We start from the raw sequence: 21,569 nt of genomic DNA on the forward strand, positions 1-21,569 counted from the left end.
GGTACCCATTGACGTGACATGCGCGGCCCGCCTAACGTCCCGGCAACCCAGTTGAAACCTTTCACGATGCCGAAAGGGCCGTCCCGCCGGCGTCGTCGAGGAGCCCCCATGACCCACCCGTCCACCACGGGTCCGGCCCCGGTTCTGGCGCTGAGGGACGTCTCCAAGTCCTTCGGCGCGGTCCGCGCACTACGGGACGTCTCCCTGGAGCTGTTCCCCGGGGAGGTGCACGCCCTCGCCGGTGAGAACGGCGCCGGCAAGTCCACCCTCATCAAGACGCTCGCCGGGGTGCACCGGCCGGACGCCGGCCAGGTGCTGCTCGACGGTGCGCCCGTCACCTTCCACGGTCCCGGTGACGCCCGCGACGCCGGCATCGCCGTGATCTACCAGGAGCCCACGCTCTTCCCCGACCTGTCGATCGCCGAGAACATCTACATGGGCCGTCAGCCGCGCCGCGCCCTCGGCCGGATCGACCACAAGGCCACGCACAACGCGACCGCCGCCCTCATGAAGCGCCTCGGCGTCGAACTCGACCCCGACCGGCCCGCCCGCGGTCTGTCCATCGCCGACCAGCAGATCGTCGAGATCGCCAAGGCCCTCTCCTTCGACGCCCGCGTCCTGATCATGGACGAGTCGACCGCCGCGCTGACCGGCAGCGAGGTCGCCCGACTCTTCGGCGTCGTACGTACCCTGCGCGAACAGGGTGCCGCCGTGCTGTTCATCTCCCACCGGCTGGAGGAGATCTTCGAGATCTGCGGGCGAGTCACCACCCTGCGCGACGGCGCCTGGGTCGGCAGCGAACCGCTGGCGGACATGACCGAGGACGACCTGGTGCGCCGCATGGTCGGCCGCGACCTCGACGAGCTCTACCCCAAGCAGGAGGTGCGGCCGGGCGAAACCGCCCTGAGCGTGCGCCGGCTGACCCGCGAGGGCGTCTTCACCGATGTCTCCTTCGAGGTGCGCCACGGCGAGATCGTCGGGCTGGCCGGACTCGTCGGCGCCGGGCGTACGGAGGTTGCCCGGGCCGTGTTCGGCATCGACCGCTGGGACGCCGGCGAGGTCGAGGTCGACGGGCGGAAGCTGACCAACGGGGCCCCCTCCACGGCCATGGCCGCAGGCCTCGCCCTGGTCCCCGAGGACCGGCGCGCCCAGGGCCTGGTGATGGACATGTCCATCGAGCGGAACATCGGGCTCACCGGCCTGCGTACGACCGTGAGGGCGGGCCTGATGGACCGCGGCGCCGAGCGCAGCCGCTCCCTCGACTGGGCCGTCAGGCTCCAGGTCAAGTACGCCCGCCTCGCCGACACCGTCAACACCCTGTCCGGCGGCAACCAGCAGAAGGTCGTGCTCGCCAAGTGGCTCGCCACCGGCCCCAGGGTGCTGATCGTCGACGAGCCCACCCGGGGCATCGACGTCGGCACCAAGGCCGAGGTGCACCGGCTGCTGTCCCAACTGGCCGCCGACGGCGTGGCCGTCCTGATGATCTCCTCCGACCTGCCCGAGATCCTCGGCATGGCCGACCGCGTGCTGGTGATGCACGAGGGCCGCCTCACCGCCGAGATCCCGCGCTCCGACGCCACCGAGGAAACCGTGATGGCCGCAGCCACCGGGAGGGCCGCCGCATGACGGTCGTCACCCCCCGAGAGGCCCCCGTGGCCGACGTGCCCAAGTCGAGTGGCACCCGGCTGGTCGACCGCGTCTTCAAGATGCGTGAACTCGCCATCCTGGTCGTCTTCCTGGTGATGATCGCCGTCACCCAGGCCGGCAACAGCGAGTTCCTCTCCGAACAGGGCATCAAGGACCTGCTGCTGAACGCGACGATCCTGGTGCTGGTCGCCACCGGCCAGTCCCTCGTCGTCATCACCCGCAACGTCGACCTGTCCGTCGGATCCACACTCGGCATCAGCGCCTTCGCCGCCGGAACGTATCTCCAGGGCGGCGGCAACCCGTTCGTGGCGATCGCGCTGGCCATCCTGCTCGGCATCGGCTTCGGCCTGCTGAACGGACTGCTCGTCAGCCTCGGCCAGGTGCCCGCGCTCGTCGTCACCCTCGGCACGCTCTACATCATCCGCGGCATCGACTCCATCTGGGTGGGCTCCCGTCAGATCACGGCGGCCGATCTGCCGGGCGGGTTCGTCGACTTCGGCTCCGGGGGCATCTCGGCGGTGCCGTACCTCGCCCTGATCGCGCTGGCCGTCCTCATCGCCACCGCCTACTGCCTCAAGCACTTCGTCAGCGGCCGCGAGCTGTACGCCCTCGGTTCCAACCCGGAGGCCGCCCGCCTGGCCGGCATCCCCGTCCGCAAGCGGATCCTCGCCGCGTACACCTTCTGCGGCGCCCTCGCCGGACTCGCCGGCGCGATGTACCTCGCCCGCTTCGGCAACGTCGACTCCGGCACCGGGAACGGCTACGAACTCACCGTCGTCAGTGCGGTCGTGGTCGGCGGCGTCGTCTTCACCGGCGGCTCCGGCAGCGTCTACGGCGCGGCGCTCGGAGCGCTCCTGCTGACCTCCATCAACAGTGTGCTGCCCGCCCTCGGCGTCAGCTCCGTCTGGGTGCTCGCCATCAACGGCATCCTGCTCATCCTCGCCATCGCGGTCGACCGCGTCGTCGCGCTGCGCGTGGCCTCCGCCCTGAAGAAGAGGAAGGCCCGCCATGGCTGACATCTCCCTGAGCCGAGCGGTCCGCTGGGACACGGTTGTCGGCGCTCTCCTCATCGTCGTCCTGCTGTTCTCCTTCGGCTTCGTCGACGGGTTCGGCAACGCGCTCAACCTGTCCTTCCTGATCGGCAACACGCTGCCGATCGCGCTGATCGCCCTGCCGATGACCCTGCTGGTCGTCTCCGGGGAGATCGACCTGTCGGTGGCGTCCACGGCGGGGCTGTCCGGTGCCGTGATGGGCGCGCTGTGGAACCAGGGCATGGCCATCGAGACGATCATTCCGATCTGTCTGCTGCTGGGTGTGGTGTGCGGACTGGTCAACGGGCTGCTGGTGACCCGGCTGGGGCTGCCGTCCCTCGCCGTCACGATCGGCACCCTCGCCGCCTACCGCGGCATCGCGCAGATCGTGCTCGGGTCCGACGCGGTGACCGACTTTCCCTCGCAGTACCTGGACTTCGCCGCCGGGCGTCTCGGTGACACCTTCATTCCATACGCCTTCCTGCCGTTCCTGGTGCTGCTCGCCATCGCCGTGGTCGCGCTGCACGCCACTCCGTTCGGGCGGTCGCTGTTCGCGACCGGGGCGAGTGAGGAGGCGGCGCGGTTCGCCGGGGTCCGGGTGAAGCGGCAGAAGCTGATCCTGTTCACGGTGACCGGGTTGATGGCCTCGCTGACCGGGATCTTCTGGGCGTTGCACTACGCGAGTGCGCGGTACGACAACGCGACCGGGCTCGAACTGTCCGTCGTGGCGGCGGTGTTGCTCGGTGGGATCGACTTCGACGGGGGCAAGGGCACGCTGGGCGGGGCGATCGCCGGGGTGTTTCTGCTCGGGGCGCTGCAGAACGTGATGAGCCTCCAGGACGTTTCGGCGCAGTCGCAGATCGTCGTCACCGGTGTGTTGCTCGTGCTGTCCGTTCTCGGGCCCCGGGTGGCTCGGCAGATCGCCGTTGTGCGTGCTCAATCGTCCGGCTGACCGGTTGTTCGTGGCTGGTCGGGCCCACGCGGCGGAGCCGCATATCGATACAGCCCCGCGCCCCTGAGCGGCGCTTCCCTCAACCTCGTTCAAAGGAAACCGTCATCATGCGTAAGTCAACCCTCCGCCGCAGCTGTGCTGCGCTTGCCACCGCCACCACGCTCGCCCTGGCCCTCACCGCCTGCGGCGGCACCACCAAGAAGGACGTCGCGAACGAGGGCGGGGCCGCCGCCACCGCCGGCAAGGCCGACCCAGGCGCCGAACTGAAGAAGGGGCTCACCGTCGGGTTCCTGCCCAAGCAGGTCAACAACCCGTACTTCACCTCCGCCGACAAGGGCGGCGAGAAGGCGCTGAAGGAGCTCGGCTCCAGCTACAAGGAGGTCGGTCCGTCCAGCGCGACCGACACCGCCGGGCAGGTCAGCTACGTCAACACCCTCACCCAGCAGCAGGTCGACGCGATGGCCGTCTCCGCGCAGGACCCGGGGGCGCTGTGCACCGCGCTGAAGCAGGCCATGAAGAACGGCATCAAGGTCGTCACCTACGACTCCGACACCACGGCCGGCTGCCGCAACGCCTTCGTCTCTCAGGCGTCCGCCGAGGACCTGGGCCGTACCGAGGTGCAGCTGCTCGCCAAGCAGATCGACTACAAGGGCGAGATCGCGATCCTGTCCGCCGCGCAGACGGCGACGAACCAGAACACCTGGATCGACTTCATGAAGGACGAGCTGAAGAAGCCCGAGTACAAGAACATGAAGCTGGTGAAGACCGCGTACGGCAACGACGACGCCCAGCAGTCCTTCCAGCAGACCCAGGGCCTGCTCCAGGAGTACCCGAACCTGAAGGGGATCATCTCCCCGACCACCGTCGGCATCAAGGCCGCCGCCCAGTACCTGTCCGGCTCGAAGTACAAGGGCAAGGTCAAGCTGACCGGCCTCGGCACCCCGAACGACATGCGCAAGTACGTCAAGAACGGCACCGTCGAGGCGTTCGAGCTGTGGGACCCGGCGAAGCTCGGCGAGCTGGCGGCACGGACAGCGGTCGCCCTGTCCTCCGGGCAGATCACCGGCAAGGAGGGCGAGACCTTCAAGGCGGGTTCGATGGGCGAGTACACCATCGGCAAGGACGGCGTGATCAGCCTCGGCAAGCCGACCGTGTTCGACGCCAAGAACATCGACCAGTTCGACTTCTAGTCCTGGAGGGTTGTTGATGCAGCGCGTGTGTTTCCTGCTGAAGGTCAGGGCGGACCGCCTCGACGAGTACCGCGAGCGGCACGCCGCCGTGTGGCCCGAGATGCTCCAGGCGCTCTCGGAGACCGGCTGGCACAACTACTCGCTCTTCCTGCGCGAGGACGGACTGCTCGTCGGCTACCTGGAGACCGAGGACTTCGCCGCCGCCCGGGCCGGCATGGAAGCCACCGACGTCAACGCCCGCTGGCAGGCGGAGATGGGGCCGTTCTTCGAGTCGCTGGACGGCGCCCGGCCCGACGAGGCCATGAAGCCGCTCACGGAAGTGTTCCACCTCGCATGACGATGGAGTCCACGAGATGCACAGACGTACGTTGCTGGCCGCCGCCCTGGCCGGTGCCGCGGTGACCCCCGCCTTCGCCTCCGGCACCGCGCGGGCCGCCGACCCCGGCCCCTCCGTCACCCGGGCCGGCACCACCACCCTCGACAGCCAGGCGATCTTCTTCGTGTCCTACGACGGCCTGGTCAACAACAACGCGTTCCAGAAGAACGGCCTGCTGACCTACAAGGGCTACCAGTACGCCGTCTGGTACACCGCCGACCGGGGCGCCGTCGTCGGCCGCCGCGCCCTCGGATCGAGCTCCTGGTCCACCGTGAAGGTCGGCCACACCCTGCGGTACGACGACTCCCACAACGTCATCTCCATGGGCGTCTCCGAGGTCGACGGCCGGCTGCACCTCAACATGGACTCCCACAGCGACGGCTTCACCTACGTCAAGTCCGTCGCCGGGCTGATGGACAACCCCGGCGGGCTGAGCTGGACCGCCACTCGCTTCGGGGCGCCGCAGTCCACGCTGGACGGGCTGGCGCCGACCTCGCAGTTCACCTATCCGCAGTTCGTCGCCACCCCCGACGGCAAGCTCCAGCTGAGCTACCGCGTCGCCGTCTCCGGCAACGGGCGCAACGCGCTCGCCGAGTACGACGGCACCAGGTGGACCGACCTGGGGGAGTGGTCCGCCTCCACCGGCACGTACACCAGCGAGCACGGCTCCTCGACCGCCCGCAACATGTACCTGCACGGCATCGACTACGACCGGAACGGCCGGCTGCACTCCTTCTTCACCTGGCGTGAGCAGAACGGCGCCGTGATGTGCGACGGTGGCGGCATCACCAACCACGACACCGGCTACGTCTACTCCGACGACCGGGGGCGCACCTGGCGCAACAACGCCGGTGCCGTCGTCGGCGTCACCGGCGGCTCCGACAAGGTGTCCGTGACCGACGCCGGCTTGGTCGTCGACCCGCTCAACCCGGACCACTCCCTGATGAACCAGGAGAGCCAGTTCACGGACTCCGCCGGCCGGCCGCACGCGATCATCTCCTACGTCCCCGGCCGCTTCGGGCAGTGCACCACGGACTACGTCGCCGACCGGACCAGGAACGGGCGCGCCTTCCACCTGCGCAGGAACGCCTCCGGCGGCTGGCGGAAGACCGAGATCCCGGTCCCGCTGAACTCCAGCCAGCGCACCAAGCTGATCCTCGACAGGTACGACAACGCGTACGCGATCTTCCCGTTCGGCAGGATCGCGGGGGCCTCCGCCGCCTCCGGGTACACGGACTGGAAGATCCTGTTCGACGGCAGCGGCCTGGGCGCCTTCGGCGAGGTCGTCATCGACGAGACGCGGGTCGCCCAGGACGGGGTGCTGTCCTTCATGTACCAGGAGAAGTCCAGTGGCACGACGCCCTCGGCCCTCCACGTGATCGACTTCCGCCTGCCCGTCTGACCGGATCCGGGCGCCGGGGCGGCATGCCGGTAATGTGAAGCCGCTCCGGCCGCCGCCCCCTCGTCTCCCCTGGAGGTCCCTGTCCGATGGCCCAGTCGGTGGGTATCAAGGACGTCGCCCGTGCCGCCGGAGTCTCCGTCGGCACGGTCTCGAACGTGATCAACCGCCCGGACACGGTCGCCACCGAGACCCGGGCGCGCGTGCTGTCCGCGATAGACCGGCTCGGCTACGTCCGCAGCGAGTCCGCACGCCAGCTGCGCGCGGGCCGCAGCCGGATCATGGGGCTGCTCGTCCTCGACATGGGCAACCCCTTCTTCGTCGACGTGGCACGGGGCGCCGAACGCGCGGCACGCCAGGCCGGACTCGGCGTGATGGTCTGCAACAGCGCCCAGAACCCGGGCGAGGAGGCCGAGTACCTGTCGCTCTTCGCCGAGCAGCGGGTGCGCGGCGTGCTGCTCACCCCGGCCGACGCGACGGGCCGCAACATCGAGGCGTTCCGCCGCCACGGCATCCCGTTCGTCCTGGTCGACCGGGTTGCCGAGGGCACCACCGAGTGCTCGGTCTCCGTCGACGACGTCGCGGGCGGCGCCCTGGCCGTCCGCCACCTCGTCGACGCCGGGCACCGTTCCCTCGCCTACGTCAGCGGCCCGCCCGGCCTCAACCAGGTCCGCGACCGGCGCACCGGCGCCCTCGAAGCGCTCGCCGAGGCCGGGCTGGAGCCCGACGCGCTGCGCGAGCTGCCCACCGAACGGCTGGACGTCGCCGCCGGCCGCGACGCCGGAGCCCGGCTGCTCGGCCTCGCCGACCGGCCGACCGCCGTGTTCTGCGCCAACGACCTGCTCGCACTCGGTGTCCTCCAGGCGATGTACGCGGCCGGTGTCCGCGTCCCCGACGACCTGGCCATCGTCGGCTACGACGACATCGAGTTCGCGGCGGCCGCGGCCGTCCCGCTCACCTCGGTGCGGCAGCCCGCCGTCACCATGGGCGCCATGGCGGCCGACCTGCTCCTGGAGGAGACGGAGGCCGAGAGCGCGGTGCGGCCGCACGAACACCGGAGGGTCGTCCTCCAGCCGGAGCTGGTGGTCCGCCGCTCCAGCCTGTCCGCGCGCTGAGCCCGGCGCCTGAACCGCCGTTCAGGAAGATTTCATGATCCGAACGGGCCACCGCGGACGATCCCTGTGATGAACTGGGACGCGGTCCGAAAATCCGTCCGTCCCGGGAGCTCAGTTGACCGTCAGCTACCGCCAGCCCGGAGTCGTCCTCACCGACCGCCGCTTCACCGTCCCGCTCGACCACGACCATCCCGAGGGCGAGACGATCGAGCTCTACGCCCGTGAGGTCGTCGCGAGCGACAGGGCGCGTCAGGACCTGCCGTGGCTGCTCTACCTCCAGGGCGGTCCCGGATTCGCCGCGGACCGCTCCGTCGGCAGGCCCGGCTGGCTCGGCCGCGCGCTGAAGGAGTACCGCGTCCTGCTCCTCGACCAGCGCGGCACCGGTCACAGCACACCCGCCAACCGGCAGACGCTCCCGCTGCGCGGCGGCCCCGCCGAACAGGCCGACTACCTCACCCGTTTCCGCGCCGACTCGATCGTCCGCGACTGCGAGGCCGTCCGCGCGGAGGTCACCGGCAAAGCCCTCTGGACCGTCCTCGGCCAGAGCTTCGGCGGTTTCTGCCTGACCACCTACCTGTCCCTCGCGCCCGAAGGACTGGCCACCGCAGTGATCACCGGCGGGCTGCCCTCCCTGGACGCGCACGCCGACGACGTCTACCGGGCCGCCTTCCCGCGCGTCGAACGCAAGGTCGCCGCCCACTACGCCCGCTACCCGCAGGACGTCGAACGCGCCCGCCGTATCGCCGACCACCTGCTTCACCACGACGTGGTCCTGCCGAACGGCTACCGGCTCACCGTCGAGGCCTTCCAGTCCCTCGGCATCGTCCTCGGCACCGGCGACGGCAGCCACCGCCTCCACTACCTCATCGAGGACGCCTTCGTCCGCACCCCGCACGGCTCCGCCCTCTCGGACGCGTTCCAGGAGCAGGCGCAGTCCCTGCTGTCCTACGCCCGGCACCCGCTGTACGCGCTCGTCCACGAGTCGATCTACGGCCAGGACGCCCGGCCCACCGCCTGGTCGGCCGAGCGGGTGCGGGCCGAGTTCCCGCAGTTCGACGCCGCCAAGGCACTCGCGGGAGACGAACCGCTGCTGTTCACGGGCGAGTCGATCCACCCCTGGATGTTCGACTGCGACCCGGCCCTGCGCCCCCTGCGCGAGACCGCCGACCTGCTCGCCGCCCGCACCGACTGGACCCCCCTGTACGACCGGGCCCGCCTCGCTGCCAACACGGTGCCGGTCGCCGCCGCCGTCTACCACGACGACATGTACGTCGACACGGCCCACTCCCTGCGCACCGCCCGCACGATCCGCGGCCTGCGCACCTGGGTCACGGACGAGTTCGAGCACGACGGCGTGCGGGCCGGCGGCCCCCGGGTCCTCGACCGGCTGCTGGCGCTGGCGCGGAACGAGGCGTGATGCCGCCGACGAGGCGTGCTGCCGCGCCGACGAGGCGTGATGTCCGTGGCGCGGATTAGTCTGCGGACATGACGACCACTCAACTCCAGCCCATGCCGAGCGACTGGCGGCGTGCCCTCGCGGTGGTGGCCCACCCGGACGACCTCGAGTACGGCTGCTCGGCGGCGATCGCGGCCTGGACCGACGAGGGCCGCGAGGTCGCCTACGTGCTGGCGACCCGGGGCGAGGCGGGTATCGACACGCTGGCGCCGGAGGAGTGCGGCCCGTTGCGGGAGCGGGAACAGCGGGCGAGCGCGGCCGTGGTCGGCGTGTCGGAGGTGGAGTTCCTCGACCACCGGGACGGCGTCGTCGAGTACGGCACCGCCCTGCGTCGCGACATCGCCGCGGCGATCCGCCGGCACCGGCCCGAGCTGGTCATCACGCTCAACCACCGGGACACCTGGGGCGGCGTCGCCTGGAACACCCCGGACCACGTGGCCGTCGGCCGCGCCACGCTCGACGCGGCCGGCGACGCCGGCAACCGGTGGATCTTCCGGGAGCTCGTCGAACAGGGCCTCGAACCCTGGGACGGCGTGCGCTGGGTGGCCGTCGCCGGTTCCAGCACGCCCACGCACGCCGTCGACGCCACGGCCGGCATGGAGCGCGCGGTGCGGTCCCTGCTGGAACACCGCACCTACATCGAGGTGTTGACCGACGAGGACCCGGAGACCTACGTCCGCGGCTTCCTGACGCAGCACGCCGAGAACACGGGGAAGCGTTTCGGGGGCCGGCCCGCGGTGGCGTTCGAACTGTTCGGCAGATGACGGGGGAGACCATGACAGGCAGCGGCAGCGAGGAACTGGCCGAGCGGTTCGAGGGGTACCGCGGGCATCTGAAGGCGGTGGCCTACCGGATGCTCGGTTCGCTGACCGAGGCGGAGGACGCCGTCCAGGAGGCCTGGCTGCGGCTGAGCCGCACGGACCCGGACGACATCCAGAACCTGGGCGGCTGGCTGACCACCGTGACCGGCCGCGTCTGCCTGGACCTGTTGCGCTCGCGCACCGCGCGCCGCGAGGAGCCGGTGGGCGGCACCCACGACACCTACGACACCTTCGTCCCCGACCCGGTGCTCAGGCCGCTGTCGCATCTCGACCCGGCCGAGGAGGTGCTCCAGGCCGACTCGGTGGGCCTGGCCCTGCTGGTCGTGCTGGAGAACCTGGCGCCCGACGAGCGCCTCGCGTTCGTACTGCACGACATGTTCGCCGTGCCGTTCGACGACATCGCGCCCATCGTGGAGCGCAGCCCGGCCGCGACCCGGCAGCTGGCGAGCCGCGCCCGGCGGCGGGTACGCGGCGCCACCCCGTCGACGGAGCCGGATCTCGGCCGGCAGAAGGAGGTGCTCGACGCCTTCCTGGCCGCCTCGCGCGCCGGGGACTTCGAGGCCCTGCTCGCGCTCCTGCACCCGGACGTGGTGCTGCGGGCCGACTCGGGCGAACTGGTGCGGGGCGCCGCCGTGTCCAAGGTGGTCCAGGGGGCGAAGTCCGTGGCGGAGCAGGCGCTCATGTTCGCCCGGTTCGCGCAGTCCGCGGAGCTGGTGCTGGTCAACGACACGGTCGGCATGGTCAACGCGCCCGAGGGACGCGTCCAGTCGGTCATGGCGGTCACGATCACCGACGGCCGGATCACCGGCATGTACATCCTGGCCGACCCGGAGAGGCTGGAGCGCCTGGAGGCGCCCGGACCGACCGGGCCGGACACCCGTCGGTGAGTCCTCGTTCCGTATGCTGAACCCCATGCGAGATCAAACAACCGTGCGAGCGGAGCTGCGCGGTGACTGCGAGCGGTGCTTCGGGCTGTGCTGCGTCGCCCTGCCCTTCGCGGCGTCGACCGACTTCGCGGTCGACAAGGCCGCCGGCACGCCCTGCCGCAACCTGCGGAGCGATCACCGCTGCGGCATCCACGCGAAGCTGCGGCAGCGGGGGTTCACCGGCTGCACGGTCTACGACTGCTTCGGCGCCGGACAGCAGGTCTCGCAGGTCACCTTCGGCGGCCGGGACTGGCGGTCGGCGCCGCCGGAGCACGCCCGCCGCATGTTCGACGTGTTCCCGGTCGTCCGGCAGCTGCACGAGCTGCTGTGGTACCTCACCGAGGCCCTCGCCCTGCCCGCGGCCCGGCCCGTCCACGCCGAGCTGCGCACGGCGCTGGCGAAGACCGAGCAGCTCACCGGCAACACCCCCGAGGAACTCGCCGAGCTGGACGTGGCGGCGCACCGCCAGGACGTCAACGTCCTGCTGCTGCGGACGAGCGAGCTGGCCAGGGCCGACGCCAAGGGCCGCAAGAAGAACCGCCGGGGCGCGGATCTCATGGGCGCCCGTCTGGTGGGCGCCGACCTGCGCGGCGCCAACCTGCGCGGTGCCTACCTCATCGCCGCCGACCTCACCGGCGCCGATCTGCGGGGCGCGGACCTGATCGGTGCCGACCTGCGCGACGCGGACCTCACGGACGCCGACCTGACCGGGGCGTTCTTCCTCACCCAGCCGCAGCTGAACGCGGCCCGGGGGAGTGCGGGGACCCGGCTGCCGGAGTCAGTCACCCGCCCCGGGCACTGGACAGCGCAGCTCTGAGGCCGGCTCCCGCACCGCGCTCCGGCGCTCCGGGCGCAGCCGCAGCCCGTCCGGCATCAGCGTGAGCCGTTCCGTCACACGCAGCCGGTAGGCCGGGTCGGGCCGCAGCTCGTAGCGTCGCAGCAGCAGGCCGAGCACCAGCGTGGCCTCGTGCAGGGCGAACTGGCGTCCGATGCAGGCCCGCGCCCCGGTCCCGAACGGCTTGAAGGTGTGCGGCGCCCGGGACCGTACGGCCCGCGCGTCGAAGCGGTCCGGGTCGAACCGCTCGGCGTCCGCGCCCCACACCTCGGGGTCCCGGTGCAGCATCGGCGTCAGTACCAGGGCCCACGCCCCGCGCCGCATCGGGTGCTCCCCGGCCAGGACCGTGTCCTCGCGGGCCTCCCGGGCGAAGGCGGGCGCGGTGGGCCACAGTCGCAGTGACTCGTCCAGCACCCGGCGGACGTAGCGCAGCCTGGCCACCTGCTCGTAGGCCGGCTCCGCCGCGTCTGCCCACACCCGGTCCACCTCGGCACGGGCCCGGGCCGCGACGTCGGGGTGCCGGGAGAGGTAGTGCAGGGCGAAGGAGAGCGCGCCCGAGGTCGTCTCGTGGCCCGCGACGAGGAAGGTGATGACCTGACGGCGGACGTTCTGCGGTGCCAGCCGTTCCCCCGTCACCGGATGGGCCGTCTCCAGCATCCGGTCGAGCAGATCCCCCTGCCCACCACCGTCGGTACGCCGGGCCCGGACCAGTTCGTCGACCGTGCGGTTGAGGTGGGCGATGTCCTGCGCGTTGCGCCGGGTCGCGCTCCGCAGCAGCAGCGGAGCCAGCGGGAAGGGCACCGTGTTGAGCCGCTGCGCATAGGTCAGGGTGCCGATCATCGCGGTCACGAAGGGGTGTGGCCGGGTGCGTTCGAACGACCCGAAGTCGTGGCCGAAGCCGGTGCGGGCGATCGTCTCCAGCGTCAGCTTGGTCATGTCGCCGGGCACGTCCACCGTCCGGCCCGCCCCCGCCGCCCGGTCCCAGTGCTCCGTCAGCCGGCGGGCCACGTCCAGCATCATCGGGTGGTAGCCGGCCATGGCCTCGCGGCTGAAACCGGGAGCGAGCACATCGTGCGCGAGCTGCCAGTTCGGTTCGTGGTTGTACGCCGTGAACAGGCCGTCCCCGGCGACCGGCCGCAGGTTGGCGATGCCGAGCCCCACGTGTTTGGCGAACCGTGACTCGTCCGCGAGGTCGGCCGTGTGCCGGGCGCCCCACACGAACACGAACTCCTTGCCGAAAGCCTTCCGCCGGAAGACCGGGCCCAGCCGGCGGGCGTAGCGCAGCGAGTCCTGGAGGGGAGTGCGCCGGTTCACGCCCACCACGTCACCGAGCAGCGGGATCCGGTGCGGCGGGTGCGGAATGCGGTCCAGTTCCGGCCAGCCCAGCTCGGCACTCCGGAACCCTTTGGGCATCCCGGCCCGTATCGGCGCCTCCGTCATGTCGCGATCTCCCTTGATCCAACGGCCGGTTCGCACGTGTTGTACATGGGTTCAATAGCGCGTTCCAGTCTGGTGCCGTTGTTGAACCGGCGTCAAGTACAGTGCGGGCATGGCCGCGAACCAGGGCGGACGCACGCGTCGCCGGCTCAGCACCGAGGAGCGCCGGGAGCAGCTTCTGTCGGTCGGGGCGCGGCTGTTCTCGGAGAATCCGTACGACGACGTGTGGATCGAGCAGGTCGCTGAGATCGCCGGGGTGTCGCGAGGGCTGCTGTACCACTACTTCCCGACCAAGCGTGACTTCTTCGCGGCGGTCGTGGAGCGGGAGAGCGAGCGGATGCTGCGCATGACGGCGGCGGTGCCCGGCGTCCCGGTGCGCGAGCAGCTCCCGGCCGGGCTCGACACGTTCCTGGAGTACGTCGAGGCCCATGCGCACGGCTACCGCGCCTTCCACCGTGCCGACGCGGCGGGGGACCAGGCGGTGCGCCGGGTCTACCAGCGGGCCCTGGCCGCGCAGGAGCGGCAGATCCTCGCGGCGCTGGCCGAGGACCCCGAGTTCGGCCCGGCCTTCGAGGTCCGGCCGGAGGTGCGGCTCGCCGTACGCGGCTGGCTGGCGTTCATCACCTCCGTCTGCCTGGAGTGGCTGCGCGGCACGGAGTTGAGCCGGGAACAGGTGCGTGAGCTGTGCGCGCGCGCCCTGCTGGGCGTCCTCACGCCCTGAAAGGCCTCGTAAAGATCACGTGACGTGGTTGGCGCACACCCCGATCTTCGGTAGGTTAGGCAAGGCTTACCTAAGGAGGTCTGGGATGGGTGACGACAGCCAGGGCTGGACGGCGGCCCCTGCCGCGGCGGAGCGGGCGCGCTCGGTGCTCGCCGCCGCGTGGTCCTGCTCGGTGACCGCGGAGGGCACGCGTGAGGAACTGGTCGGCGCGCACACGGTGACCGAGGACGGCAGGGTGCTCGTGACCGTGCCCGAGGACAGCGCGCTGCTCGCGGCCGCGATCTGCGCACCGCGCGGCGAGCCGTCCGCGGTGCTGGAGTTCGCCGACGTCGCCCCCGTCCCGCTGCGCAACCGGATCCGCGCCCGGCTGTGGCTCGCGGGCTGGTTCACCGTCGAGGAGGACCGGCTGGTCTTCCGGCCCACGCGGGTGGTGCTGCGGCAGTCGTCCGGAGCCGTGGTCGTGGACCTCGACGAGTTCACCGCCGCCGTGCCCGATCCGCTCACCACGGCCGAGGCGCGGCTGCTGACCCATCTGGCCGACTGCCACGCCGACGCGGTCGAGCGGCTCACCCGGCTCGTCGACCACGACAGCCTGCACGGCGCCGTCCGGGTCCAGCCGCTCGGCGTCGACCGGCACGGACTGACGCTGCGCATCGAACGCGCCCGCGCCCACGGCGACGTACGGCTGGCCTTCCACACGCCCGCCGACGACGTCGCGCAGCTCACCGAGCGCATGCACGTCCTGCTCGGCCAGGCGAGCGCCGCGTCCTGCCCCCGGTCCCTACAGCGGCAGCGCACAGACGGCGACCGGTGACGGAAACGGTTCACCTGCGCGCCGCAGCGTGCCGCTCGTCCCGTCCACGTGGAACACGGTCACGGTGGAAGACTTCTGGTTCGCCGCGAACAGCAGCGTGCCCTCGGGCGAGAAGGCGATCTGGCGCGGGAAGTCCCCGCCGACCGGCACGGTGTCCAGCAGCCTGAGTTTCGCGCCGTCCGCCTCGACGGCGTAGCGCGTGAGGCTGTTGTGGCCACGGTTGGCGAGATACGCCCAGCGGCCGTTCGGGGTCACCAGGATCTGCGCGGGGTAGTTCGTGCCCGAACCCGTCCCCGTGGGCTGCGCCTCGCCGACGGTCACGCGGCCCGTGGCCGGATCGTACGCGCAGACCGCCACCGTGTTGTCGACCTCGTCGGCGAGGTAGGCGTACAGGCCGCCGGGGTGGAACGTGAGGTGGCGCGGGCCGGCGCCCGGCCGGGTCCGCGCCCGTGAGACCTCGCTGAGCGTGCCGGCCTTCTCGTCCAGCCGGTAGGTGTAGACGGTGTCCGTACCCAGGTCGACGGCGAGCACATGCCGCCCGTCCGGACTGGTGATGATCTGGTGGGCGTGCGGGCCCTCCTGCCCCGGCCCGGGCGCCGGACTGGAGTGCGTGACGAGGTCGGTGCGCTCACCGAGGGCGCCCGAGGCGTCGATCGGATGCACGGCCACACTGCCCGAGCCGTAGTTCGCGCTGAGCAGCCAGCGCCCGCCGGGATGCACCGACAGGTGGCAGGGCGCCGCGCCCCCGGTGCTCCGGCTGCCCAGGACCGTCCGGTCGGACAGCCGGACGGCGGTCACGGCGCCGTCCTCGCGCTCGTTCACCGCGTACAGCGTGTGCCGGTCCGGGTGGACCGCGAGGTACGACGGGTCGCCGACGCCGGTGAGCGTGCCGGTGCCGGCGATACGGCCCGTCTCCGCGTCGTACGTGGCCAGGCCGATGCCCTTGCCGCCGCCTTCGACGGAGGTGTAGGTGCCGAGGTAGAGGGGGCGCGGGCCGGAAGGGCGCCGGGCCTGCCGGGACGGGCTCGCGCTCGCCTCGGGAGGAGCCGACGTCGTCGGCGACGCGGGCGGGGGCGCGTCGTCACAGGCCGGCAGCGCCGCCGCGGCGGCCCCGCCCGCCAGCGCGCCGACGAACCGGCGCCTGCTCCAGCCGCCACTGCTCATGTCGCCCCTCAGGTCGTCACTCGTCCCCGTCGCGACAGCCACCATGGCGTGGATCATCGCGGGGTGCAAGAAAGGCACCGGGCATTGCGCCTGCTGCAACGCACCTCAGTGGGAACGCCCGTCGAACCCGGCACGGTTGCGCCACAGCTGCTCCTGGACCCCGAGGCGCTCACGCAGCCGGGTCAGACGGGGCATCCGGGCGCGCTGCTCGCGCGACACGCGGTCCAGCTCCTCGAACAGGCGCCGGGTGCGGTGCTCGGTGTCGAGCTCGTCGAGGATGCGGTTGACCTCCGTCAGGACGGCGCCGAACAACTGCCAGTGCCGCGTCTCGCGGTCGGCCTCCTCGCGCAGCAGCAGGGCCAGCTTGTCGCGGGTGCCCGCCGCGGTGCGCAACTCCGCGGCGAGGCGTTCCTCCGCCGACTCGGCGCTCTCGCTGAGATGGGTGGTCACCAGCACCGCGAAACTCACCACGGCGTCGGCGATCTCGGACAGCAGCTGATCCAGTACGGCGCCCGTCTCGGTGTCGAACAACGGCTCCGGTACCCGCTCCTTGGCGAGGTCGGTGAACGTGCGGGCGAGCACGCGCAGGACGACCGTGCAGATCTCCAGCGTGTCCAGGCCGGTACGCAGCACCACCCGGTGCAGCAGGCCCTCCCGCACGCGCGGGTTGAGCCGCAGACTGTCCTCGGCCTGCCGAAGCGCCGCGTCCACCTCGACGATGTCGTGGTCCAGACGCCGTGCCTCGTACAGCCGCTCCTCCGCACGGTCCACGGGCGTGCCGCCGGCGGCCTCCTCGCCCATGCGCAGCATCAGCTGCCGCAGCCGGCGCGCCAGGCCGTCGATGGACTCGCCCGCCTCCTCCACCCACACGGGCGGGGCCAGCAGCAGATTGCAGGCGAGTCCGACGGTCGCTCCGATCAGGGTCTCCAGCACCCGCGCCCAGGCGGTGTTCCCGACGGTGGTGACCCCGAGGACCAGCATCGCGCTGATCGCGACCTCGGGTACGTACTCCTCCACCCGGACCAGCCGTCCCACGGCCAGCGAGGCCACCAGAAGCAGCGCCAGGCTCCACCAGGTCAGGCCCACCAGCAGGCTGAACGCGATGGCGACCAGGACCCCGGTCACCACGGCGTTGACCCGCCGGAAGCCGTTGGTGAGCGTGGCGTACAGCGTCACCTGGACGACCAGCAGGGCCGTCAGGGGAGCGGTGAGGGGCGCCTTCTCGGGGCTCAGCCGCAGTGCGATGACGTACGCGATCGTCGCCGCGGTCGCGGACCGCAGCGTCTGGACGACCACCGGATCACGGCGCTTGCGCACGATCCTCGTGATGGGCGCCGACCACTCATGTACCTCTCGCATCCTCGGGCTGTTCCCCTTCCCCTGGCGCATCGAACGCATTCATGAAGGACGTTAGTGCCGGGGGAATCCACGGGCGACCGAGGGCCCTCAGACGTGCACCTTGTCGAGGAAGGCCGCCAGATGGCCCCTGGTCCGCTCGATCTGCGCCTCCAGGGTGAGGCTCTCGTCGAGACGGGAGCCGGACTCCGGCAGCTTCTTCCCGCGCACGTAGAAGGAACAGGCGAGGTCGGTGCACATGTACACGCCCACGGAGTTGCCCTCCCGGCCGGCCGGACCCGCCTTGCGCGCGGTCATCAGCGAGACACCGCCCCGCGGGTGCGTCGTCAGGCACAGCGAACACATGCTGCGGTGCAGGAACCCGCGCTGGGCGGTCTGGAACCGCATCGACAGCCCGACGAGCCGCCCCTCGCGCTCGACGACCAGATAGCTCCGGTCCGGCGCCCCCGGATCCCGCCACCCGAGGAAGTCGAGATCGTCCCAGGGCCGCTCGGCGAGGTCCCGGGGGACGGCCAGGCGCTTGGCCTCTCCCTTCGAGCAGTTGATGAAGGAGGTGCGGATGTCCTGCTCGGTGAGTGGCTTCACGAGAGTGCTCCCGGGGTGTCGTCCCTGAAACCTAGAGGCCCTAGGTTTTATGGCCACGTCAGGTTAGACAGCCACGACGGCGGGTGCGAGTGCTTTTCCCGGAGGCCGACTCAGTCCGCCTGAGCGGCCGGGATCTCCGGCGGCCAGACCCCGGGCGCGAGCACCCCCAGCGCATAGGCCCGGGCCACCAGTTCCGTGCGGTTGGCGGCATGCCAGCGGGCCGTCAGGCGGCGCAGGTGATAGGTGACGCCGTCGGTGGTGAGGCCGGTCTCGCGGGCCGCCCGGGCCGTGGTGGCGCCGGCGGCCAGCAGGGCCAGGACGCGGGCCTCCATCGGGGTGACCCGGGCCGGCCCGGCGGGCGGGGCGGGGGAGGGGGCGCGTTCGCCGTCCACGCGCAGCATCACCAGCAGCGCCGGAGTGTCCTCCGCCGCGTCGCTCACCGGGTCCGCCGTCAGCTCCCCGTACCGCTCCGCCCCGCCGGACACCCGCCAGCACACCGACACCTGGTACCGCGAGCGGCGCCGCAGCCGCAGCGCCTCCGCGATCCGCTCCACCTGCGTCGCCTCGCGCGGGCTGAACAGGTCCAGCACGTCCCGGCCGCGCAGCCGCCCCGGCGTCGTACCGCACTCCGCCGCCATCGCCGGGTTGGCGAGGAGTACCGCTCCGTACACGTCGCACACCGCGACCGGCATGGCGACCCGGTCGAACAGGAGCAGGGCGCGATTGCGCCACGTCACGGCCTCCTGCCGGCCCTGGTCCACGAGTGCCTCCTTGCCACGCCGGGGCGCCCCGCGCAAGGGCGGAGCGGGTTCCCGGACTACACAATCATGTAGGGCCTCCGTGCGGCCCGCCGGGCGCCGTGGATCACGCTGGATCGCAGTACTTCCGTACCGCGAAAGGCAGTTGTCGCGTCATGCGCCCCACCGCACAGTCTCCCCGGCCCGCAGACTCCCTCCCCGGGGTCCCCGTCGCCGACATCACCGCCACCGGACCCGGCGGTGCGCCGATCCAGCAGGCCATGGACCTGATGCGCGAGCACGGGCCCGTGTTCGTGCGGCGGCTGTACGGGCGGGACACCCTGTTCGTGGGCGACCTCGACCTCGTGGCCGAACTCGCGGACGAGCAGCGGTTCGCCAAGCACATCGGGCCCGGCCTGGAGAACGTCCGCGAGTTCGCCGCCGACGGCCTGTTCACCGCGTACAACGACGAGCCCAACTGGGCCAAGGCGCACGACATCCTCATGCCCGCCTTCGCGCTGGGGTCCATGCGGACCTACCACCCCGTGATGCTGCGGGTGGCCCAGAGGCTCATCGCGTCCTGGGACCGCGACGCCCGCGCCGGACAGCCCGTCGACGTGCCCGGCGACATGACCCGCATGACGCTCGACACCATCGGACTCGCCGGGTTCGGCTACGACTTCGGCTCCTTCGAGCGGGCCGAGCCGCACCCCTTCGTCGAGTCGATGGTCCGCTGCCTGGAGTGGAGCATGACCCGCCTCGCCCGCGTCCCGGGCAAGGACTACTCGGCGGCGGACGCGGCCTTCCGGGAGGACTCCGCCTACCTCGCCCAGGTCGTCGACGAGGTCATCGCCGCCCGCACCGGTACCGACCAGAGCCAGGCCGACGACCTGCTCGGCCTGATGCTCACCGCCGAGCACCCGGACGACGGCAGCACGCTCGACACCGCCAACATCCGCAACCAGGTCATCACCTTCCTGATCGCCGGTCACGAGACCACCTCCGGCGCCATGTCCTTCGCTCTGTACTACCTCGCCAAGCACCCCACCGCGCTCCAGCTGGTGCAGCGCGAGGTCGACGAGCTGTGGGGCGACACGGCGGACGTGGAGCCGACGTACGACGAGGTCGGCCGGCTGACCTACACCCGCCAGGTCCTCAACGAGGCGCTCCGGCTGTGGCCCACCGCCGCCGTGTTCTCCCGGGAGGCCCGCGAGGACACGCTGCTCGGCGGCCGCATCCCGCTGCGTGCCGGGCAGGCCGCCCTGGTGCTCACGCCGATGCTGCACCGGCAGCCCGTGTGGGGCGACAACCCCGAGCTGTTCGACCCGTCCCGCTTCACGGCCGAGGCCGAGGCGGAGCGCCCGGTGCACGCCTTCAAGCCGTTCGGCACCGGTGAGCGCGCCTGCATCGGACGGCAGTTCGCGCTGCACGAGGCGACCATGCTGCTGGCCATGCTGGTCCACCGCTACCGGCTGCGCGACCACGCCGACTACCGGCTCGACGTCAAGGAGACCCTCACCCTCAAGCCCGAGGGCTTCACCCTCGCCCTGGCGCCGCGCACGTGCGCCGACCGCGTCCACACGCCGCTGCCCGGCGCCATCCAGGCCCAGGACGCCGAGTCGGCCGAACCGCAGGGCCTGCCCGCCCGGGTCCGCCCCGGCACCGCCGCCCTCTTCCTGCACGGCAGCAACTACGGCACCTGCCGCGATTTCGCCGCCCAGCTCGCCGACGAGGCCGCAGCCGTCGGCTGCGAGACCGAGGTGGCGCCCCTGGACGCCTACGCCGGCGGCCTGCCCACCGACCGGCCCGTCGTCATCACCGCCGCCTCCTACAACGGCCGCCCCACCGACGACGCCACCGCCTTCGCCGCCCGGCTGGAGGAGACCCACGACCTGTCCGGCGTGACCTACGCCGTCCTCGGCGTCGGCGACCGCAACTGGGCCGCCACCTACCAGCACGTCCCCACCCGGATCGACGAGAGGCTCGCCGAGTCCGGCGCCACCCGCCTGCTCGACCGCGCCGCCGCCGACGCCTCCGGCGACCTCACCGGCACCGTCCGGGAGTTCACGGCGGCCCTGCGCACCGCCCTGCTGCAGCAGTACGGCGACCCGGACGCCACCGCCCCGGACACCGGCGAACCCACGGCCGCCTACGAGGTCCGCACCCTGACCGGCGGCCCGCTGGACGCCCTCGCGGAGCGGCACGGCCTCGTCCCCATGCGGGTCACCGAGGCCCACGACCTCACCGCACCCGGCTACGCGCGCCGCAAGCGGTTCGTCCGCGTCGCACTGCCCGAGGGCGTCACCTACCGCACGGCCGACCACCTCACCGTGCTGCCCGCCAACGACCCGGGCCTCGTCACCCGCGCCGCCACCGCGCTCGGCGTCGACCTCGACGAGGTCCTGGACATCCGCGCCACCCGCCCGCGCCGCGACGGCATCGCCGTCGACCGCCCCGTGACGGTACGACAGCTCCTCACCCACCACGTTGAGCTGCAGGAGCGCCCGAGCACCGGGCAGCTGGCCGCCCTCGCCGCAGCCAACCCGTGCCCGCCGGAACGCATGGCCCTGGCCGCCCTCAGCGACGACCCACGCACCCTCGTGGAGATCATCGAGGACCACCCGGCCCTGCGCGGCGCCCTCGACTGGCCGCGGCTCCTCGACCTGCTGACTCCGCTGCGCCCCCGCCACTACTCCATCTCGTCCTCGCCCGCCGTCGACCCCGGCCACGCGGACCTGATGGTCTCGCTGCTGGAGGCACCCGCCCGCTCGGGCAAGGGCGTCTACCGGGGTACCGGATCCGGCCACCTCAACACCGTCGAGCCCGGCGACATCGTGTACGCGCGCGTGCAGCCGTGCCGGGAGGCCTTCCGTATCGACGCCGCCGACGCGTCCGCCCCGGTCGTCATGATCGCGGCCGGCACCGGCCTCGCCCCGTTCCGCGGCGCGATCGCCGACCGTACGGCAGCCCTCGCGACGGGCGCCCGAACCGGGCCGGGCCCTCTGCT

19 protein-coding genes are annotated in these 21,569 nt (G+C 71.8%); 14 read left to right on the forward strand and 5 right to left on the reverse strand.

Annotation, left to right across the window (positions count from 1 at the left end):
* Positions 1-108 precede the first annotated feature (108 nt).
* The 11 genes from SSQG_RS35430 to SSQG_RS35480 all read left to right on the forward strand — a co-directional run bounded on the left by SSQG_RS35430 (position 109) and on the right by SSQG_RS35480 (position 11,730).
* Positions 109-1,626, forward strand: a complete 1,518-nt coding sequence (locus SSQG_RS35430) for a sugar ABC transporter ATP-binding protein (RefSeq protein ID WP_003994816.1) — start codon at positions 109-111, stop codon at positions 1,624-1,626.
* On the forward strand, positions 1,623-2,663 hold the full coding sequence (locus SSQG_RS35435) for an ABC transporter permease (protein WP_003994817.1): 1,041 nt from the start codon (positions 1,623-1,625) through the stop codon (positions 2,661-2,663). Before SSQG_RS35430 ends, SSQG_RS35435 begins: the two co-directional genes overlap by 4 nt.
* Entirely contained in the window at positions 2,656-3,630 is a 975-nt protein-coding gene (locus tag SSQG_RS35440) for an ABC transporter permease (RefSeq protein ID WP_003994818.1), read from the forward strand. Before SSQG_RS35435 ends, SSQG_RS35440 begins: the two co-directional genes overlap by 8 nt.
* Positions 3,631-3,737: 107 nt before the next feature.
* Positions 3,738-4,820, forward strand: coding sequence for a rhamnose ABC transporter substrate-binding protein (gene rhaS / locus SSQG_RS35445; protein WP_003994819.1), 1,083 nt, complete (start codon positions 3,738-3,740; stop codon positions 4,818-4,820).
* A gap of 16 nt (positions 4,821-4,836) precedes the next feature.
* Positions 4,837-5,157, forward strand: a complete 321-nt coding sequence (locus SSQG_RS35450; RefSeq protein ID WP_003994820.1) for an L-rhamnose mutarotase — start codon at positions 4,837-4,839, stop codon at positions 5,155-5,157.
* 16 nt (positions 5,158-5,173) lie between these two features.
* A complete protein-coding gene (locus SSQG_RS35455; protein WP_039934331.1) occupies positions 5,174-6,598 on the forward strand; it encodes a BNR repeat-containing protein in 1,425 nt (474 codons plus the stop codon).
* An 86-nt stretch (positions 6,599-6,684) separates the two neighbouring features.
* Positions 6,685-7,710 carry a LacI family DNA-binding transcriptional regulator gene (locus SSQG_RS35460; protein WP_003994822.1) on the forward strand — a complete coding sequence of 342 codons (1,026 nt, stop codon included), beginning with the start codon at positions 6,685-6,687 and terminating at the stop codon, positions 7,708-7,710.
* Between the two features lie 115 nt (positions 7,711-7,825).
* Entirely contained in the window at positions 7,826-9,127 is a 1,302-nt protein-coding gene (locus SSQG_RS35465; protein ID WP_003994823.1) for an alpha/beta fold hydrolase, read from the forward strand.
* 68 nt (positions 9,128-9,195) lie between these two features.
* The gene (locus SSQG_RS35470; RefSeq protein ID WP_003994824.1) at positions 9,196-9,930 is read left to right on the forward strand and encodes a PIG-L deacetylase family protein; all 735 of its coding nucleotides are present in this window, start codon (positions 9,196-9,198) and stop codon (positions 9,928-9,930) included.
* A complete protein-coding gene (gene sigJ / locus SSQG_RS35475) occupies positions 9,927-10,874 on the forward strand; it encodes an RNA polymerase sigma factor SigJ (protein ID WP_003994825.1) in 948 nt (315 codons plus the stop codon). The genes SSQG_RS35470 and sigJ overlap by 4 nt, the downstream gene beginning before the upstream one ends.
* Positions 10,875-10,887: 13 nt before the next feature.
* Positions 10,888-11,730: a pentapeptide repeat-containing protein gene (locus SSQG_RS35480; RefSeq protein WP_003994826.1), complete on the forward strand. Its 843-nt coding sequence runs from the start codon at positions 10,888-10,890 to the stop codon at positions 11,728-11,730.
* On the opposite strand, the gene SSQG_RS35485 is transcribed toward SSQG_RS35480, so the two are convergent.
* Entirely contained in the window at positions 11,692-13,188 is a 1,497-nt protein-coding gene (locus SSQG_RS35485; protein WP_039934335.1) for a cytochrome P450, read from the reverse strand. The genes SSQG_RS35480 and SSQG_RS35485 overlap by 39 nt on opposite strands.
* 109 nt (positions 13,189-13,297) lie before the next feature.
* Between SSQG_RS35485 and SSQG_RS35490 the strand changes: the two genes are divergently transcribed.
* Complete coding sequence (locus SSQG_RS35490; RefSeq protein ID WP_003994828.1) at positions 13,298-13,906, forward strand: TetR/AcrR family transcriptional regulator; 609 nt, start codon at positions 13,298-13,300, stop codon at positions 13,904-13,906.
* Positions 13,907-13,991: 85 nt separating this feature from the next.
* Complete coding sequence (locus SSQG_RS35495; RefSeq protein WP_003994829.1) at positions 13,992-14,720, forward strand: DUF2470 domain-containing protein; 729 nt, start codon at positions 13,992-13,994, stop codon at positions 14,718-14,720.
* Here SSQG_RS35495 and SSQG_RS35500 read toward each other — a convergent pair.
* From SSQG_RS35500 to SSQG_RS35515, 4 genes are all read right to left on the reverse strand, one after another.
* Complete coding sequence (locus SSQG_RS35500; protein WP_208865736.1) at positions 14,688-15,884, reverse strand: lactonase family protein; 1,197 nt, start codon at positions 15,882-15,884, stop codon at positions 14,688-14,690. The two genes, SSQG_RS35495 and SSQG_RS35500, sit on opposite strands and share 33 nt — an antisense overlap.
* A gap of 105 nt (positions 15,885-15,989) precedes the next feature.
* Positions 15,990-17,243: an FUSC family protein gene (locus SSQG_RS35505; RefSeq protein ID WP_003994831.1), complete on the reverse strand. Its 1,254-nt coding sequence runs from the start codon at positions 17,241-17,243 to the stop codon at positions 15,990-15,992.
* An 87-nt stretch (positions 17,244-17,330) separates the two neighbouring features.
* Positions 17,331-17,825, reverse strand: coding sequence for an FBP domain-containing protein (locus SSQG_RS35510; protein ID WP_003994832.1), 495 nt, complete (start codon positions 17,823-17,825; stop codon positions 17,331-17,333).
* Positions 17,826-17,935: 110 nt separating this feature from the next.
* Positions 17,936-18,586, reverse strand: a complete 651-nt coding sequence (locus tag SSQG_RS35515) for a PAS domain S-box protein (protein WP_039934337.1) — start codon at positions 18,584-18,586, stop codon at positions 17,936-17,938.
* Positions 18,587-18,738: 152 nt separating this feature from the next.
* On the opposite strand from SSQG_RS35515, the gene SSQG_RS35520 reads away from it, so the two are divergent.
* A partial coding sequence (locus SSQG_RS35520) for a cytochrome P450 (RefSeq protein WP_063749179.1) occupies positions 18,739-21,569 on the forward strand: 2,831 nt, incomplete at its 3' end.

The organism is Streptomyces viridochromogenes DSM 40736 (genome assembly GCF_000158955.1).
Lineage (GTDB): Bacteria > Actinomycetota > Actinomycetes > Streptomycetales > Streptomycetaceae > Streptomyces > Streptomyces venetus.

Excerpts from the sequence above, each read along its gene's own strand:
- SSQG_RS35430 (WP_003994816.1), top strand. The coding sequence starts at position 109 with ATGACCCACCCGTCCACCACGGGTCCGGCCCCGGTTCTGGCGCTGAGG.
- SSQG_RS35435 (WP_003994817.1), top strand. The coding sequence starts at position 1,623 with ATGACGGTCGTCACCCCCCGAGAGGCCCCCGTGGCCGACGTGCCCAAG.
- SSQG_RS35440 (WP_003994818.1), top strand. The coding sequence starts at position 2,656 with ATGGCTGACATCTCCCTGAGCCGAGCGGTCCGCTGGGACACGGTTGTC.
- rhaS (WP_003994819.1), top strand. The coding sequence starts at position 3,738 with ATGCGTAAGTCAACCCTCCGCCGCAGCTGTGCTGCGCTTGCCACCGCC.
- SSQG_RS35450 (WP_003994820.1), top strand. The coding sequence starts at position 4,837 with ATGCAGCGCGTGTGTTTCCTGCTGAAGGTCAGGGCGGACCGCCTCGAC.
- SSQG_RS35455 (WP_039934331.1), top strand. The coding sequence starts at position 5,174 with ATGCACAGACGTACGTTGCTGGCCGCCGCCCTGGCCGGTGCCGCGGTG.
- SSQG_RS35460 (WP_003994822.1), top strand. The coding sequence starts at position 6,685 with ATGGCCCAGTCGGTGGGTATCAAGGACGTCGCCCGTGCCGCCGGAGTC.
- SSQG_RS35470 (WP_003994824.1), top strand. The coding sequence starts at position 9,196 with ATGACGACCACTCAACTCCAGCCCATGCCGAGCGACTGGCGGCGTGCC.
- sigJ (WP_003994825.1), top strand. The coding sequence starts at position 9,927 with ATGACGGGGGAGACCATGACAGGCAGCGGCAGCGAGGAACTGGCCGAG.
- SSQG_RS35480 (WP_003994826.1), top strand. The coding sequence starts at position 10,888 with ATGCTGAACCCCATGCGAGATCAAACAACCGTGCGAGCGGAGCTGCGC.
- SSQG_RS35485 (WP_039934335.1), bottom strand. The coding sequence starts at position 13,188 with ATGACGGAGGCGCCGATACGGGCCGGGATGCCCAAAGGGTTCCGGAGT.
- SSQG_RS35490 (WP_003994828.1), top strand. The coding sequence starts at position 13,298 with ATGGCCGCGAACCAGGGCGGACGCACGCGTCGCCGGCTCAGCACCGAG.
- SSQG_RS35495 (WP_003994829.1), top strand. The coding sequence starts at position 13,992 with ATGGGTGACGACAGCCAGGGCTGGACGGCGGCCCCTGCCGCGGCGGAG.
- SSQG_RS35500 (WP_208865736.1), bottom strand. The coding sequence starts at position 15,884 with ATGAGCAGTGGCGGCTGGAGCAGGCGCCGGTTCGTCGGCGCGCTGGCG.
- SSQG_RS35505 (WP_003994831.1), bottom strand. The coding sequence starts at position 17,243 with ATGCGAGAGGTACATGAGTGGTCGGCGCCCATCACGAGGATCGTGCGC.